Annotated in this window: 16 protein-coding genes; 8 read left to right on the top strand and 8 right to left on the bottom strand. The window is 67.6% G+C overall.

Features of this window, described 5'->3' with window-relative positions; translation table 11 throughout:
* Positions 1–216: 216 nt before the first annotated feature.
* Positions 217–471 (top strand): WhiB family transcriptional regulator, encoded by a 255-nt coding sequence (locus tag NWF34_RS04985; protein ID WP_004023450.1) that lies wholly within the window; start codon positions 217–219, stop codon positions 469–471.
* 91 nt (positions 472–562) lie between these two features.
* Here NWF34_RS04985 and NWF34_RS04980 read toward each other — a convergent pair whose 3' ends face one another.
* Together NWF34_RS04980 and NWF34_RS04975 are read right to left on the bottom strand one after the other, a co-directional pair.
* Positions 563–2,068, bottom strand: coding sequence for a sensor histidine kinase (locus tag NWF34_RS04980; RefSeq protein ID WP_024498899.1), 1,506 nt, complete (start codon positions 2,066–2,068; stop codon positions 563–565).
* Between the two features lie 44 nt (positions 2,069–2,112).
* A complete protein-coding gene (locus NWF34_RS04975) occupies positions 2,113–2,328 on the bottom strand; it encodes a biotin/lipoyl-binding carrier protein (protein WP_024498898.1) in 216 nt (71 codons plus the stop codon).
* Between the two features lie 143 nt (positions 2,329–2,471).
* Here NWF34_RS04975 and NWF34_RS25420 point away from each other — a divergent pair, with 143 nt between their 5' ends.
* A complete protein-coding gene (locus NWF34_RS25420; protein WP_369758845.1) occupies positions 2,472–2,546 on the top strand; it encodes a 50S ribosomal protein bL37 in 75 nt (24 codons plus the stop codon).
* A gap of 119 nt (positions 2,547–2,665) precedes the next feature.
* Here NWF34_RS25420 and rsrA read toward each other — a convergent pair whose 3' ends face one another.
* Both rsrA and NWF34_RS04965 read right to left on the bottom strand, forming a co-directional pair.
* The gene (gene rsrA / locus NWF34_RS04970) at positions 2,666–2,953 is read right to left on the bottom strand and encodes a mycothiol system anti-sigma-R factor (RefSeq protein ID WP_024498897.1); all 288 of its coding nucleotides are present in this window, start codon (positions 2,951–2,953) and stop codon (positions 2,666–2,668) included.
* Complete coding sequence (locus tag NWF34_RS04965; protein ID WP_152528533.1) at positions 2,950–3,744, bottom strand: sigma-70 family RNA polymerase sigma factor; 795 nt, start codon at positions 3,742–3,744, stop codon at positions 2,950–2,952. Before NWF34_RS04965 ends, rsrA begins: the two co-directional genes overlap by 4 nt.
* Before the next feature lie 204 nt (positions 3,745–3,948).
* Here NWF34_RS04965 and ybaK point away from each other — a divergent pair, with 204 nt between their 5' ends.
* Both ybaK and NWF34_RS04955 read left to right on the top strand, forming a co-directional pair.
* Positions 3,949–4,443: a Cys-tRNA(Pro) deacylase gene (ybaK, locus tag NWF34_RS04960; RefSeq protein WP_024498895.1), complete on the top strand. Its 495-nt coding sequence runs from the start codon at positions 3,949–3,951 to the stop codon at positions 4,441–4,443.
* 38 nt (positions 4,444–4,481) lie between these two features.
* Positions 4,482–5,261 (top strand): SOS response-associated peptidase, encoded by a 780-nt coding sequence (locus NWF34_RS04955; RefSeq protein ID WP_035760468.1) that lies wholly within the window; start codon positions 4,482–4,484, stop codon positions 5,259–5,261.
* Positions 5,262–5,268: 7 nt separating this feature from the next.
* Here the strand turns inward: NWF34_RS04955 and NWF34_RS04950 are convergent, their stop codons facing one another.
* A complete protein-coding gene (locus NWF34_RS04950) occupies positions 5,269–6,291 on the bottom strand; it encodes a zinc-binding alcohol dehydrogenase family protein (RefSeq protein ID WP_024498893.1) in 1,023 nt (340 codons plus the stop codon).
* Positions 6,292–6,430: 139 nt separating this feature from the next.
* Here NWF34_RS04950 and NWF34_RS04945 point away from each other — a divergent pair, with 139 nt between their 5' ends.
* Genes NWF34_RS04945 through NWF34_RS04935 form a run of 3 tightly spaced genes read left to right on the top strand, consistent with a single transcriptional unit; the run spans position 6,431 to position 8,867 of the window.
* Positions 6,431–7,558 carry an ABC transporter permease gene (locus NWF34_RS04945; RefSeq protein ID WP_024498892.1) on the top strand — a complete coding sequence of 376 codons (1,128 nt, stop codon included), beginning with the start codon at positions 6,431–6,433 and terminating at the stop codon, positions 7,556–7,558.
* On the top strand, positions 7,555–8,235 hold the full coding sequence (locus NWF34_RS04940) for an ABC transporter ATP-binding protein (RefSeq protein WP_024498891.1): 681 nt from the start codon (positions 7,555–7,557) through the stop codon (positions 8,233–8,235). Before NWF34_RS04945 ends, NWF34_RS04940 begins: the two co-directional genes overlap by 4 nt.
* 17 nt (positions 8,236–8,252) lie before the next feature.
* Positions 8,253–8,867, top strand: coding sequence for a TetR/AcrR family transcriptional regulator (locus NWF34_RS04935; RefSeq protein WP_258324327.1), 615 nt, complete (start codon positions 8,253–8,255; stop codon positions 8,865–8,867).
* Between the two features lie 12 nt (positions 8,868–8,879).
* Here the strand turns inward: NWF34_RS04935 and NWF34_RS04930 are convergent, their stop codons facing one another.
* A complete protein-coding gene (locus NWF34_RS04930) occupies positions 8,880–10,391 on the bottom strand; it encodes an NAD(P)/FAD-dependent oxidoreductase (protein ID WP_258324326.1) in 1,512 nt (503 codons plus the stop codon).
* Between the two features lie 339 nt (positions 10,392–10,730).
* Positions 10,731–11,921 (bottom strand): ATP-grasp domain-containing protein, encoded by a 1,191-nt coding sequence (locus NWF34_RS04925; protein WP_258324325.1) that lies wholly within the window; start codon positions 11,919–11,921, stop codon positions 10,731–10,733.
* Positions 11,922–12,032: 111 nt separating this feature from the next.
* Here NWF34_RS04925 and NWF34_RS04920 point away from each other — a divergent pair, with 111 nt between their 5' ends.
* Entirely contained in the window at positions 12,033–13,226 is a 1,194-nt protein-coding gene (locus NWF34_RS04920; RefSeq protein ID WP_258324324.1) for an MFS transporter, read from the top strand.
* On the opposite strand, the gene malQ is transcribed toward NWF34_RS04920, so the two are convergent.
* Positions 13,198–15,330 carry a 4-alpha-glucanotransferase gene (gene malQ, locus NWF34_RS04915; protein ID WP_258324356.1) on the bottom strand — a complete coding sequence of 711 codons (2,133 nt, stop codon included), beginning with the start codon at positions 15,328–15,330 and terminating at the stop codon, positions 13,198–13,200. The genes NWF34_RS04920 and malQ overlap by 29 nt on opposite strands.
* Positions 15,331–15,345 lie beyond the last annotated feature (15 nt).

Below are 15,345 nucleotides of genomic sequence, written 5' to 3'. Positions count from 1 at the left end.
CCGTGGGCCCCGCTCTGGCCGGAGTGGTAGGCGCGAGACGTGATGTTGCCCACGTGTTAACCGAGAACCATTGACTTCGGCCGGATTCGTGAAAGTATTCACAAGCAACAACGCGGAAACATACGGTGCGCCCGCGTGAACTGAGAGTTACCAGCCAACAAATCAGCAATCAGCCAATCGAGTGGTGCGCGGAAACGCGCCTGAAGGAGTAGTGGAATGGACTGGCGTCACAAGGCCATCTGTCGCGACGAGGATCCGGAGCTGTTCTTCCCCGTGGGAACCAGCGGTCCGGCCATCGCACAGGTCGCCGACGCGAAGCTCGTCTGTGCACGGTGCCCCGTCACCGCCGATTGCCTCTCGTGGGCCCTGGAGTCGGGCCAGGATGCAGGCGTCTGGGGCGGCATGAGCGAGGACGAGCGTCGCGCACTGAAGCGTCGTACCGCACGCACCCGCACCCGGAGCAGCGTCTAGAGCTCATCCGAGTCGGCGTTCGCCCGGATTCGAAGAAACCCGGCCACGGCCGGGTTTTTTCGTGCCCGGCAACGGTTTTGCCGACCACCCCTCATGACCGCAGGGGAATGTTCACTCCGACTTCGGTTCCCACGCCCTCGGGATTGGCACGGACGTCCAGTTCGCCGCCGAGTTCGATCGAGACGAGCGTCTTGACGATCTGCAGTCCGAGGTGATCCGAGGTGGACAGGTCGAAGTGCTCGGGTAGGCCGGAGCCGTTGTCGCGCACGGCGATCCGGAGGTTACGCACGTCACGTTCGGCGATGACGGCGATCTCGGCGTCCGACCTGGGTGAGCCGTCGAAGCCGTGCTCGATCGCGTTCTGGATGAGCTCGGTGAGCACCATCACCAGCGGCATCGCGAGCTCCGCGGTGAGCACCCCGAGACGGTCGCGATGACGCACCGTCACCCGCGACTCGTTCGACGCGACATCGACCAGGATCGGAACCAGACGATCGACCACCTCGTCGAGATCGACCTCCTCGTCGACGCTGCCGGACAACAGCTCGTGCACCAGGGCGATGGAGGCGACGCGGCGCACGGCCTCGTTGAGGGCCTCCTGCGCGTCGGTGTTGGAGGTGCGCCGGGCCTGCAGACGCAGGAGCGCCGAGACCGACTGCAGGTTGTTCTTGACCCGGTGGTGGATCTCCCGGATGGTCGCGTCCTTGCTGATCAGTGCGCGGTCGCGCCGTTTGACCTCGGTGACGTCACGGATCAGGACCACGGTCCCGGATTCCTGGCCCTTCGGGCGGAGCGGCACCGCCCGGATGAGGACCGTCGCGCGTCGGGCGTCGGCCTCCACGCGCATGCCGATGTCGCGGTACGGCCCGGTCGGTACCTGGGCGACCCCGGCGGCGATGTCGAGCATCATCGCGACGTCGTCGGCCTCGAACGGCTCGGTGACGAGTTGTTTGACGACGTCGGACAGCCTGGTGTGGTTGAGCTCCGCCGTCCAGCCCATGCGGTGGAACGCCGAGAGCGCGTTGGGGCTCGTATAGGTGACCGTGCCGGTCCGGTCGAGCCGGATGAACCCGTCACCGGCCCGAGGCGTCGACAGACCCCGCGGATTGCCCTCCTCGTGCGGGAACGTGCCATCGGCGACCATCTGGCACAGATCGTCCGCGGAGTCCTGGTAGGCGAGCTCCAGGGGCGACGGCAACCGCGGGTGGGTGAGGTCGACGGCCCGCGTCAGCACGCCGATCACCGCCCCGTCGAAACCGACCGGAACCGCCTCCTGCCGCATGGCGGTCGCCCCGAACCAGGTGGGGTCCTCGTCGCGGAGCACCTTGTCGGAGTCGAAGGCGCGGAGCACCTGCGGATGCACCGCGGTGTCGATGACGCGGCCCACCTCGTCGGTGGGAAAGACGGTCGACGCAGTGTTGGGCCGGCACTGCGCGACGGTGACCACGGCGCCGTCATCCGTGCGGACCGACAGGAGGAAGTCCGCGAAGGAGAGGTCGGCCAGCAACTGCCACTCGGCGACCAGACGCTGCAGGTGCGCGGCAGCCGCGTCGGAGAGCGTGGTGTGCTCGGCGAGCAGGTCGGAAAGGGTCGACATGGGGATGCTCCGGGGTCGCGGACCGGCGGGCGGGCGGTGGCGGGCTACTCGAAGGTCGCGATGACGTCGCCGGCCTGGATGACATCGCCCACCTGCACCTTGATGTCGGCGATCGTGCCCGGTTCTTCTGCGAGAACAGGGATCTCCATCTTCATCGACTCCAGCAGCACCAGGCTGTCACCGACCTCGATCTGCTGTCCGGGGACGACCAGGACTTCGAGGACACTCGCGACGATCTCTGCCACCACGTCTTCTGCCATGCACATAAGTTAGCCCACGTGATGACGGCCGACGATCGGTCGGGGCCACGTCGGCGCCGGGCGATGACCGACCGGGTTTTGGCACGTGGGAGAATGCCTGAGACACTGTGATGTCCCCATCCGCCGGCAAAAGGAGATGCGTCATGGGAAAGCGCGGACGCAAGAAGCGCGCTCGTAAGAAGAACGCTGCCAACCACGGCAAGCGTCCCAACGCCTGATCTTCGCCTCTCGGCGGGGTTCGGCGAACGAGCACCAAGAAAAACGCCCGGGTACGGCCACCATGGCCGCCCGGGCTTTTTCGTGTCCGGCCTCCGCGCGGACGGAGGCCGGATCGGGTTCAGCGGTCGGTTTCGGCGATCTCCTGGACGATGACTGTCTTACGGATCTCCACTCGAAGACGATCGCGCAGCCCCTGGGGTGCCTGGTCTCCGCCGCACTTGCGGTTGACGAGCGCCTTCAGCTGCAGCTCGATGCCGTAATGGGCGAGGCAGGACGGGCAGGTGTCGAGGTGCCCCTGGAGCCGCCTGCGGGCGTTCTCGTCGCATTCGTTGTCCAGCAGCAGCCAGACGTCGGCGATCACCGCGGAGCAGTCGAGCTGGGTGAGTTCCGGATCGATGTCGCTCATCGCGCCACCTCCGCACCCTTCGCGCTGGCGGATCGGTTGAAACCACGCTCCCGTGCGACGTCGGCCAGCAGTTCACGCAGCTGACGGCGTCCCCGGTGGAGTCGGGACATGACGGTGCCGATGGGGGTGTCCATGATCTCGGCGATCTCCTTGTACGGCAGGCCTTCCACGTCGGCGTAGTACACGGCCATCCGGAAATCCTCCGGGAGCTCCTGCAGCGCGGCCTTGATGTCGTCGTCCGGAAGGGCGTCGAGGGCCTCGATCTCCGCCGAGCGCAACCCCTGTGAGGTGTGCTCGGCAGTCGACGCGAGCTGCCAGTCGGTGATCTCGTCGGTCGGGTACTGCGCGGGTTGGCGCTGTTTCTTGCGGTAGCCGTTGATGTAGGTGTTGGTCAGGATCCGGTAGAGCCACGCCTTGAGGTTGGTGCCCTCCCGGAACGACGCGAAGGCGGTGAACGCCTTGATGTAGGTCTCCTGGACGAGGTCCTCGGCATCGGCGGGATTGCGGGTCATCCGCAGGGCGGCACCGTACATCTGGTCGAGCAGCGGCAGGGCGTCGCGCTCGAACCGTTCGGTGAGCTCCGCGGGCGACTCGCTCGGATCGGTGCGCCGCGGCGCACCCTTCTCGGCAGACCCCTTCTCGGTGTCGGCTGACTCGGCTTCGGCCACTACGATCCCTTCGATGAGAGGCGTCACTGGGACGTTGCCGGTCAAGCTTACCGACCTCGGCCCGGGCAGGAGAGGCCTCGCCTCCACGAGTTCCGGTGGTTCGAGTACCGCCGTTGCGCTCATATCGGTTCGACCTCCTCGCATGCGCTCCCGATCATCACGTCGCAACCAGTCACAACAGGCCGGGACGGGAGGTTTGTTCCCGACGTGATCCGTCACATCGGCGGATGTCGACCCGAGCAGGGCACCTCCGCCGACAACGGTGCACCGGGGCGGCTCGCATACGCTTTCCCCGTCCCGACTCCGTCCCCCAGGAGGCTCCCGACCATGGCGGCAACACCGGCGATCGCTGCACTCGAACGCGCGAAGGTCGTGCACACCGTGCACCGCTACGACCACGACCCGCGGTCGGAGGCCTACGGGGCCGAGGCCGTCGAGGCCCTCGCCGACTCGCTCGGGGTGGTCGGCGAACAGATCTTCAAGACGCTCGTCGTCGAACTGTCCGGCGGCGATCGCCCCGGGCTCGCCGTCGCCGTGGTCCCGGTCCCCCGCAAGCTGTCGGTGAAGGCGGCCGCCGCCGCACTCGGTGCGTCGAAGGCGCAGATGGCCGAGGCCAAGGCCGTCACCCGCAGCACCGGTTACGTCCTCGGCGGCGTCTCACCCGTCGGCCAGCGCACCGCCCTGCCGACGGTCGTCGACTCCTCGGCGCTCGAGTTCGACCGGGTTCTCTGCAGCGCAGGCAGACGCGGACTCGAGATCTCCCTCGCACCGGCCGACCTCGTAGCGGTCACCAAGGCAGTGGTCGCCGACATCGCCGTGTGAGGTCCCTTGTCTCGCAGGCGTAGGGCAGCATGGTGACCATGTGCGGACGCTATGCGGTGACCACCGATCCGGCGAAGCTGGCGGCGGAGATCGACGCCGTCAACGAGGTACCCGAACCCCCGGCGGAGGACTCGGCCGACCTGGACTCCCCTGGTCGGAAGTCCTCTGGGCCACGATCCCCCGGTCCGAACTACAACGTCGCGCCCACCACCACGGTGATGACCGTGGTCAAACGGCATTCACCGGAGGACCCGCACGACGACCCGCTGCTGCGCATCCGCGCGATGCGGTGGGGGCTCGTGCCGCCGTGGACCAAGGAGGTCGGCAAGGGTCCGCTGCTGTTCAACGCCCGGGCCGAGAGCGCCGCGGAGAAGAGTTCGTTCCGAGCGTCGGTGAAGTCCAAGCGATGCCTGGTGCCGATGGACGGTTGGTACGAGTGGAAGAAGGGTCCGCCCGACAGCAAGGGCAAGCCCACCAAGATCCCGTTCTACATGTCCCCGCAGGACGGCACCCGGTTGTTCATGGCCGGTTTGTGGTCGGTGTGGCACGACAAGAACTCCGAATCCGCCCCGCCCCTGCTGAGCTGCTCGATCCTCACCACCGATGCCGTCGGCAAACTGCGCGAGGTCCACGACCGGATGCCGCTGATCATGCCGTTCGACAACTGGGATGCCTGGCTCGATCCCGACCACCGGGCACCGGACGACCTGTTCGCGGCGCCCGCCGAGCGTCTCGCCGAGGCGATCGACATCCGCGAGGTCGCCCCGCTGGTCAACCGCGTCGCCAACAACGGACCGGAGTTGCTCAACCCACTGTGACGCCGCCTCACGCGTCCGCGACCAGCACGGCGGCCCCGTCGAAGCGTCCCGCCGCGAGGTCGGCGAGTGCGCGATCGGCCTGCGACATCGGGTACCGGTGGGTGGTCGCCCGGACGCCATGCTGGGCGGCCAGCGTCAGGAACTCGGCGCCGTCGGCGCGAGTGTTGGCGGTGACGGAGCGGATCTCCTTCTCGTAGAACAGCTCCCGCTCATAGTTGAGCGGAGGGATGTCACTGAGATGGATGCCGGCGATCGACAGGACGCCGCCACGGTCGAGTGCGCGCATCGCGACCGGGACCAACTCGCCGACCGGGGCGAAGGTGATGGCCGCGTCGAGCAGCACCGGCGCGGCGGCGGTGGCGTCTCCCACCGACGCCGCGCCGAGGTCGGCGGCCAATCGCCGGGACTGCTCCCCACGCGTCAGGACGTGCACCTCGATCCCGAGCGCGATCGCCAGCTGCGCGCACAGGTGGGCGCTACCGCCGAAACCATACAGTCCCAACCTCTTCGGATGCCCCGTTCCCGGGTCGTCGAGCAGGCCGGTCCGCCGCAGTGCGCGATATCCGATGATGCCCGCACACAGCAGCGGAGCCGTCGAGACATCGTCGATCCCGGACGGCAGCGGATACGCGAACGCCGCAGGCACGGTCACGAACTCGGCGTAGCCGCCGTCGACCTCCCATCCGGTGTACACCGATGCCGCACAGAGGTTCTCGGCACCTCGGACGCAACGATCACAGGTGCCGTCGGTGCTGTGCAGCCAGGCCACGCCGACCCGGTCACCGACCGCGAAACCGTCGGCGTCGCGACCGAGTTCGACGACCTCCCCGACCACCTCGTGACCAGGTGTCACGCCTGTGCGGCGGACCGGCAGATCCCCCTCGGCGACATGCAGATCCGTACGGCAGACACCGCAGGCACGAACCCGCACCAACAACTCGCCGGTCCCGGGCCGCGGTTCCGGTTTGTCGACGAGCCGTAGTGGTCGGGTGTCGATCGGACCAGGCTCGGCCACTGCCCAAGCACGCATGCTCTTCAGGCTAAACCCGGCCGCACCGCATGGCGCGGTGTTGCGCATGACCGGTCTCACACCGGACCGAGGACAACATCCCGACACAGTGTCGGTATCGTTGCCGACATGGTGTCGGCAAACTTGCGAGGGCAGTGACATGTTCCTCGCACTACGTGAACTCTCATTCGCACGCGGACGATTCGCCCTGATGGGCTCGGTGGTCGCGCTCATCGCCATCCTGATGGTGCTGCTCAGCGGACTGTCGGTCGGTCTGGTGAACGACGGCGTCTCCGGCCTGAAGAAGTTGCCGGTGACCTCCTTCGCGTTCCAGAAGGACGTCGCCACCGATTCCGCTTTCTCGCGCTCCCTGGTGCCGACTTCGGCCGTCGAGAAGTGGACGCAGCAGTCCGGGGTCGAGGACGCCGCCCCGTTCGGCAACACGTTGATCAACGGCCGGACCAACACCGGCGTCGACATCGACCTCGCGCTTTTCGGCGTCGAACCGAGCACCTTCGTCAATCCCACTGCGGCGGTCGGCGACTCGCTCTCCGGTGCACCGGGAGAGCTCGTCATCAGCCAGACCGCCGCCGAGGACGGCCTCGCGATCGGCGACACGGTCACCGTCGAGCCGCTGGGCACGCAGCTTCGCGTCGTGGGAATCCTCGACGGTCAGAGCACTTTCGGACACGTCGACGTCGCCTATGTGCCGCTCGGCACCTGGCAGGAGATCCGCGCCGGGTCGCGTCCCGGCGAGCCGGTGCCGCCTCGCGTCTACGAGGACATCACCGCCGTCGCGGTGAAGGCGGGCAGCGGCGTCGACCTGGCGGCCGGTGACGCGGCCGCGAACACCACCTCGCTCACCCTCGACGAATCCTTCGGCGCCTCACCCGGATACACCGCCGAGACGTCGACCCTGACGTTGATCGAGGCTTTTCTGTACGCGATCTCGGCACTCGTCGTCGGGGCGTTCTTCACCGTCTGGACGATCCAGCGCAGACAGGAGATTGCGGTGATGCGGGCGATGGGCGCCTCCACCGGATATCTGCTGCGCGACTCGCTGATGCAGTCGTTCATCCTGCTGCTCGTCTCGGCCGGGGTGGGTATCGGCATCGGCGTCGGCCTCGGGGCCGCCATCGGCTCCACCCCGATGCCCTTCGCCCTCGAGACCGGTTCGGTCGCAGGGGCCGGCGCCCTGCTCGTGCTGTTCGGCATGATCGGCGCCGCCGTGGCCGTCCTCCGCATCACCCGCGTCGATCCCCTGACCGCCCTGGGAGGCAACCGATGAGCGCACTCACCCTCTCCGAGGTCAGCCTCGTGCACGGTGACGGCGAGGACGTCGTCACCGCACTCGACACCGTGAGCCTCGACGTCGCGCCCGGTGAGTTCGTCGCCGTCATGGGACCGTCCGGTTCGGGTAAGTCCAGCCTGCTGGCCGTCGCGGGCGGTCTGATCACTCCGACCTCGGGGACGGTCACCGTCGACGACACCGACCTGAGCACCGCGTCGAAACAAGAGCTGACCCGCATCCGGCGCGAACACATCGGATTCGTCTTCCAGAGCGGCAACCTCCTCGACGCACTGACCGTCGAGGACCAGTTGCGGTTGCCACTGACCTTCGGCCGCGTCACCGACCCCCGCTCGCCCGACGAGCTCCTCGCCGACGTCGGCATGTCGCACAAGGCCAAGCGTCGTCCCCACCAGCTCTCCGGAGGTGAGCGGCAGCGTGTCGGCATCGCCCGGGCACTGATGACCCGGCCGGATGTACTCCTCGTCGACGAGCCCACGGCCGCGCTCGACCGCCGGCGCAGCCACGAGATCGTCGAGCTCCTGGCCCATGAAGCCCATGAGCACGGCGTCGCGACGGTCATGGTGACCCACGACCACGAGGTCGTCGCGCATTGTGACAAGGTGTACGAAATGGTCGACGGAAAGCTCACGCCGGGATCGCCGGCATCCAGATGAGCTGAGGAGGTGGGCGTTTGCCACGCATTCAAGCGCCCACTGTCGCCGAGCATCGACGACAGCAGATCCAGGCGATCCTCGCCGGCGCGAAGGCCATCCTGGCCGAGACCGGCGAGGCGCCGACCCTCGCCGCGGTCGGCAAGCGCGTCGGACTCGCCCGCTCCAGCGTCTACCAGTACTACTCGTCGAGCGAGGAACTCCTGGCCGCGGTCGTGGCTGATCTCTTCCCCAGCTGGGGCCGGTTCGTCCGCGATCGTGTCGGTGCACAAGCCGAACCCGGACAGCAGATCTGGGGTTACATCTGCGCCAACGTCGAATTGTTCGTCGGTTCGGAGCAGGCTGTGGCGAATGCGCTTGCCCGGGTGGTCGATCCGAGTGTCCTGCAGGAACCGATGCAGCGGTTCCATCGGGAACTGCAGGAGCCGCTCGTCGAAGCCCTCGTCGCGCACGGCGAGCAACGTCCACTCGAGGTGGCCCAGCTGATCGACGCGGTGATCGTCCAGGCGTGCAGGTCACTGGGTGCCGAGCATTCCGAGACGGCGACGTCGCCACCTGCGAACGCGGACGGGGCCGAGATCACCGCGATGATCCGCCGGTTACTCGGCGGCTATCTCGGACTCCCCGACCACTGACACGGGCTCCGGTCAGCGGAATACGTAGTCACTCAGAGGGAATGAGTCCATCTCGCGCAGGGTGCGCAGCGTGGAGGCAGGACGCAGGAGCGTCGCCTCACCGTGCTGATTGAAGTAGTAGCTCCGCGACGTCGTGCAGTCGCCGTTGTAGAACACCGACGACTGCAGGCGGCGGGTCGCCTCGTCGAGGAAGGCGGCGTTCGCCGCCTCGGTGACCTCGAAGGTGTCCCGGCCGCGGCGTCGGAGTTCACCGAAGAGGCGGGTGATGTGTTTCATCTGCCCCTCGATGGTGGTGAAGTAGGACAGACCGCTGTAGGAGTACGGACTGTTGAGCGAGATGAAGTTGGGGAACTTCGGCACCGCGACACCCTCGTAGGCCTGGAATCGGCCCTCCCGCCAGAACTTCCCGAGGTCCCGGCCCTCCCGGCCGATGATCTCGAAGGCGGGAAAATTGACATCCCACAGGTTGAATCCGGTGGCCAGGACCAGGGTGTCGATCTCGGTCTTGGTGCCGTTGCCGGCGAGGATGCCGTCCGCCTCGAGGCGGGCGATCCCGCTGGTCTCCAGCGTCACATTCGGTCTGGTGAAGCTCGGGAAGTAGGTGTTGGAGAAGGTGGGACGCTTGCATCCGAAGTCGTAGTCCGGCGTCAGCTTTCGTCGCAACTCCGGGTCGGGGACCTGTGATCGCAGGTGCGCCTTGCCGAGTCCCGCAGCCAGCTTGTTGCCCGGCTTGAACTGCTTGAAGTGGAGGACGCCGAAGACCATCAGCATTTCCAGCAACGAGGTGTTGACCAGCCGTGCTGCGCGCTGGGTCAACGGGATTCGCCGGAACAGCTGCTGCACCGGCGACGGGATCGCGAAGTCGATCTTGGGCACCACCCAGATCGGCGTCCGCTGAAAGACGGTGAGCGCATCGGCGCGCTCGGCGATCTCCGGGATCAGCTGGACGGCGGTGGCGCCGGTGCCGATGACCGCCACCTTCTTACCGGTGAAGTCGAAGCCGTCCTGCCACGCCGCGGTGTGCAGGATCGTGCCCTGGAAGTTCTTGATCCCCGGGAAGTCCGGGACGTGCGGCTGGGAGAGAAAGCCGGTCGCGGTCACCAGGTACCGGGCGGTGCGCTCGGTTCCGTCACCGGTGCGCACCCGCCAGAGACGCGCGGTGTCGTCCCACTCGGCGCCGTCGACCGTCGTCTGGAATTCCATGTGCCGTTTGAGGTCGTACTTGTCCGCGACGTGATGTGCATACCGCTTGAGCTCGGGACCGGGGGCGAACAGTCGAGACCAGTTCGGGTTGGGCTCGAAGGAGTACGAGTAGGTGACCGAGGCGATGTCGACGGCGAGACCGGGATAGTGGTTCACGTGCCAGGTCCCGCCGAGATCGTCCTCCCGCTCGAGGATCGCGATGTTGCCGATGCCCAGGCGTTTGAATGCGATGGCCGCGCCCATCCCACCGAATCCCGCGCCGACGATCAGGACGTCGTGGACAGGAGCCTTATGAGCAGGAGCGTCGTGTGCAGGTTGCATGGAAAATCCCCGATAACTGTTACCGACAGTTACCGTAACGTAGCACACACTCAGGCGGCCCGGAACCGCTCCGGATCGCCTCAGAAAGGCGCCGGACCGTCCGCCCGCTGACGACGTTCCCGCTCGCGCTGGTTGCGGGCACGTTCGGCTCGCCGCCGGGCGTGTTTCGCGGCGGTTCGATCAGTCGGCGGCGGGGCGTCGGCGCCGGTGATGGCCCGGGGTGTCCAGTTGCGCAACAACCGAATTCGCCGAGTTGACGTCGCATGCGATATCGGTCCGGCTCCGCGAACTCGGTGGAAGTCGCGCCACCGGAATGACATCGCATGGCGCTCATCGCCGTCATGCGATCGCGGTCCCGTCCCACAGCACGTCGAAGAACTGCGTCGCCATCAGCTCCTCGCTCGTGTCGCGGTTGAGTCCGAGCTCCTTGCGATAGGCCAGGATGTGTTGCAGGGACAGTGCCGAATAGAGCAGCGGTAGGTGGTCGTGCGGCTGGTCGTAGACACCGCCTGCACCTTTGGCCGCGGCCAGGTCCCTGCGCAGATGCGATGGATGCCTGAGCGCATCACGCAGTACAGCCGCCGTGATCATCTTCTTGCGCCCCGCGGGGACGACGACCAGTTCACCCGGGTCGAACAACGCGGTGTCGAACTCGTCGGCGGTGGCGACGGTGCACCCGGCGGTCGGCCGCGGATTGCATTCGACCATGTGGTGGACGCCGTCGTCGGTGACGAGGTAGTCGAAACTGATCTGCCCGTGCCAGTTCAGTTCTCGCGCGAGGCTCTGTGCGGCGGCGAGCGACTCCGGGGAGTCGACCGACTCGAAGACGATACCGCCGCGGTCGTCGATGGCGAGGGGATGCTCGTAGCAGGAGTGCAGCACGATCTCCCCGTGATGCGCGACGCTCCAACTGCACCGGTCGACACCGGTGAGGTATTCCTGGACGAGCCACGGATCGTCGCGGGTCGGGGTGATGTCATCGATCGAGGACTCCCCGGCCAGCGGGCCGGTGTTGGTGAGGACGTCGAGTCCGCCACGGCCGTAGGCGGCCCGGGCGAACCAGTGCGGCCAGCGCTGCGTGGCCTCGCGCAGTTCGTCGCGGTTCGTCGTGGTCACCGACTCCGCGGCCGGAAGCCCGAGTTCGCGGCACAGTGCGGTGAATTCGACCTTGTCGTGGACGCGGGCCAGGGTCTCGAAGTCGGGGAAGAACAGTTCGGTGGCCGGATGCGCCGCCGTGATGCGGTCACGATGCCTGGCGAGGTAGAAGACCTCCTCGAACATCGGGAGCAGCCAGTTGATGTCGTGATCGCCGATCGCTTCGATCACCGCGTCGATGAAGGCCGCGGTCTGCTGGGTGGGGGCGGGGAACACCAGATGCCTCCGCGCGCCGCGCGAATGGCTGCCCGGCGCCGCCGCGAAGGTGTCCGCGGCGGTGACATCGCGGCCGGTCTCGCCGAGTTTGTGGATCTCGTCGACGGCGAACGGCATCCGTGACGTGGTCACCAGGACACGAGGTTCAGAAGCCTGCATGCCACGGACCATAGGCGACGCGACGGCGCCCGGTCCGGCGATGCGCCGAGACGTCGAGGATTTGTTCCCGGTGAACGCTCGGAACCGGTCCGGCGGTAGTTTGGCAGTCTCATGTCTGATCGATCGAGCACCCCGTCGTTCATCGCGGCGGTCTACGCATTCGCCGTTGTCATGCTCGGGACCACCCTGCCGACGCCGCTGTATTCGATCTACAGCGAGAAGCTCGGATTCGGGGTCGCGACGACGACGGTCGTCTTCGGGGTGTATGCGGCCGGCGTGATCGCCGCACTGATCGGATTCGGCCGCTGGTCCGATGTCGTCGGCCGACGCAAGCTGCTCCTCGCCGGCGCACTGCTGTCCGCCGCGAGCGCCGTCGTCTTCCTCACCGCGGGACCGGTCTGGCAACTGCTGGTGGGGCGGGTGCTGTCCGGGCTGTCGGCGGGCATCTACGCCGGGGCGGCGACGACCGCGGTCATCGAACTGGCCCCACCGTCGTGGCGGGGTCGTGCGCCGGCGGTGGCGACCGCGGCCAACATCGGCGGTCTCGGACTGGGACCGCTGGTGGCCGGCCTGCTCGCCGAATACGCACCGTCACCACTGCGCACCCCGTTCCTCGTCGATCTCGTCCTGCTGACGCTCGCCGGCGTCGGGATCTGGCGACTGCAGGAGACGGTCGACGTCAAACCCGGTGCACGTCTTGGTGTTCAGCGACTGTCCGTGCCCGCCGACATGCGCGGGGTGTTCGTGCGCGCGTCGATCGCCGCCTTCGCCGGTTTCGCCGTGATGGGGACGTTCACCGGCGTCATGCCCTCTTTCGTGGTGAACATCCTCGGCATCGACGACCGCGCCTTCACCGGATTCATCGTCTTCGTGCTGTTCGCCTCGTCGGCCGTCACGCAGATCGTGGTGCGGCGCATGCCCACCGACCCGGCACTGATCGCCGGCTGTGCGATCCTCATCGGCGGCACCTGCCTGTCGATCGTCGGTCTGACCGCCGCGTCGACTGGCGCTCTGCTCGGTGGCGCCGTGGTGTGCGGTGTGGGGCAGGGCATGTCCTTCAGCAAGGGACTGGCCTCAGTGGTGGCGGCGAGCCCGGCGGATCGGCGCGCGGAGGTCACCTCGACCTATTTCGTGGTCGCCTACGTCGCGATCTCGCTGCCCATCGTGGGACAGGGCGTGGCCGCGCAACAGTGGGGTCTGCGCCCGGCCGGGATCGCCTTCAACATCGGTGTCGCGGTGCTCGCGCTGGTGGCGCTGATACTGACGATCTTTGTGGTCAGGAGCCCGGCACACCGCACTCGTTGAGCACGTTCACCAGGCGACGGAACCGCACGCTGCTGACGAGGTCCTCGACCAGCACCACCTCGCCGTCGGCGTTGGCCAGCGGGATGCACCAGTTCGGGTACTGCTCGGCGCTGGTACCTGGCTGGTTCTGAATCCGCCGCTCCCCCACCGCATCCACCAGGGCGACGCTCAGCAGCACCGACGGCGAATGGGCGATGACGGCATACAGGGCATCGACCACCTTGGGGTCCGACAGCGGGGTGTCCCGGGACAGCAGCCCGCGCTCGTAGGCGAGTTCGAGGACGGCGTCACGTTCGCGTTCGTTGCGCTCCCGTTCGGCCTCTTCGCCTGTCTCTAGGAGGCCCAACCGCGCTCGAAGCGCGATGTGGTCGCCGGCCAGATAGCCCGACGTCGGCGGCAGATCGTGGGTCGTCACCGACGTCAGGCACAGCTCGCGATAGCGCTCCGGCGCGATCGCGGCTGCGCGGTCCTGCTCGAACCACAGGATGGACGTGCCCAGGATTCCGCGCTCGCGCAACGTCTCCTGCACCGTCGGCTCGAAGACGCCGAGGTCTTCGCCGACGACCACCGCGTCGGCCCGCTGCGCCTCGAGCGCGAGGATTCCGATGAGGGCCTCGCTGTCGTAGTGCACGTAGGTGCCGCCGGCCGGAGTCATGCCGTCGGGAATCCACCACAGCCGGAACAGGCCCAGAATGTGGTCGACGCGGACGCCGCCCGCATGCCGTAGCACGGTGCGGATCATGTCGCGGTAGGGCTCGTAGCCGGCCTCGGCGAGACGCCGCGGATGCCAGGGCGGCTGATCCCAGCCCTGTCCCTGCTGGTTGAAGCCGTCCGGCGGCGCGCCCACCGTCGCCCCCGACGCGAGCACGTGACCGAGCGCCCAGGCGTCGGCGCTGTGCCGGCCCACTCCCACGGCGAGGTCGGTCATCACGCCGACCGACATCCCGGCGGACTTCGCCGCATGCGCCGCAGTGGCGAGCTGCTCGTCGCAGATCCACTGCAACCAGATGTGGAAGTCGATGCGCCGCGCCAGTTTCCGGCGCTTCTTCTTCAGGTGGACGGGATCGAGGAACTTGTCCTGCCAGCGCGGGTCGTCGGCGTCGTAGCGTTCGGCCAGCGCGCACCACGTGGCGAAACGTTTGAGGCCCTTGCCCTCCCGCCGGCGGAACTCGCGCAGGGCGGTCTTCCGCTCCGGGCTCAGTGGCACGTCGTAGATCAGTTCGAGCGCCTCCAGCTTGGCCCGGTAGGCCTTGTTGCGCCGAATCCTGTCGGTGGCGGTGTTCTCGCCCATGAACCCGCGGGCGAGCTTGCGCACCCACTTGCGCTGCGCCTTCGACAATCCGTCGAGTTCAGGGATGTCGGTGACCCGGATGTAGAGCGGGTTGAGGAAGCGGCGGGTCACCGGCAGATACGGCGAGGCCTCGATCGGGGGGTGCGGTTGCGCCGCGTGCAACGGGTTGACCTGGACGAAGTCGGCGCCGAACGCGCTGCCCGCGACCTCGCAGATGCCCGTCAGATCGGCGAAGTCGCCGACGCCCCACGAATGCGCCGAGCGAATCGAGTACAACTGCACGGCCAGACCCCACCGCTGCCGCCCGAGCAGCCGGTCAGCGGTGTGGAGCCGGCGCGGGGTGACGATCAGCGGTGCACTCGACGCCGTCGAGTCGTCGAGGTCCAGGGCCTTGATGTGGTGGTATCCGGGTTCGAGGTCGTCCGGGATCGCGAAGGTGGCCCGCCCGACGAGCGCGCCGTCGATCTCGCGCGGCTCCACCCATACGTCGAGTTGTTCGGGTGCGACGTCGCGGCCGTCCTCGGTCGCGATCCACACCTTCACCAGATTCCCGTGCGGGACATGGACGCAGAAGGTGTGGCCGGTGCCTTCGGTCACCACGGTGACCGAGGGCACGAACTCGCGCCACGGCCGCTCGTCGACCTCGCGGATCGACTCCTCGACCGCCTCGGCCGAGTCCGCGGCGACATCGAGGGCGCCCAGGACGGCGACGAGCGTCTCCGCGCTCACGTCGTGGGTCTCCTCGTCCCAGCCCACATACTCGGTGGCCACACCGTGACGATGCGCCAGCTCGGTCAACCTGTCGGGGTTCACGTCAGCCACCTCGCC

Source organism: Gordonia sp. GONU, from assembly GCF_024733855.1.
GTDB lineage: Bacteria > Actinomycetota > Actinomycetes > Mycobacteriales > Mycobacteriaceae > Gordonia > Gordonia amicalis.
Note: the sequence above shows the minus strand (reverse complement) of the source record. Positions and strands in the feature narration are given on the sequence as shown.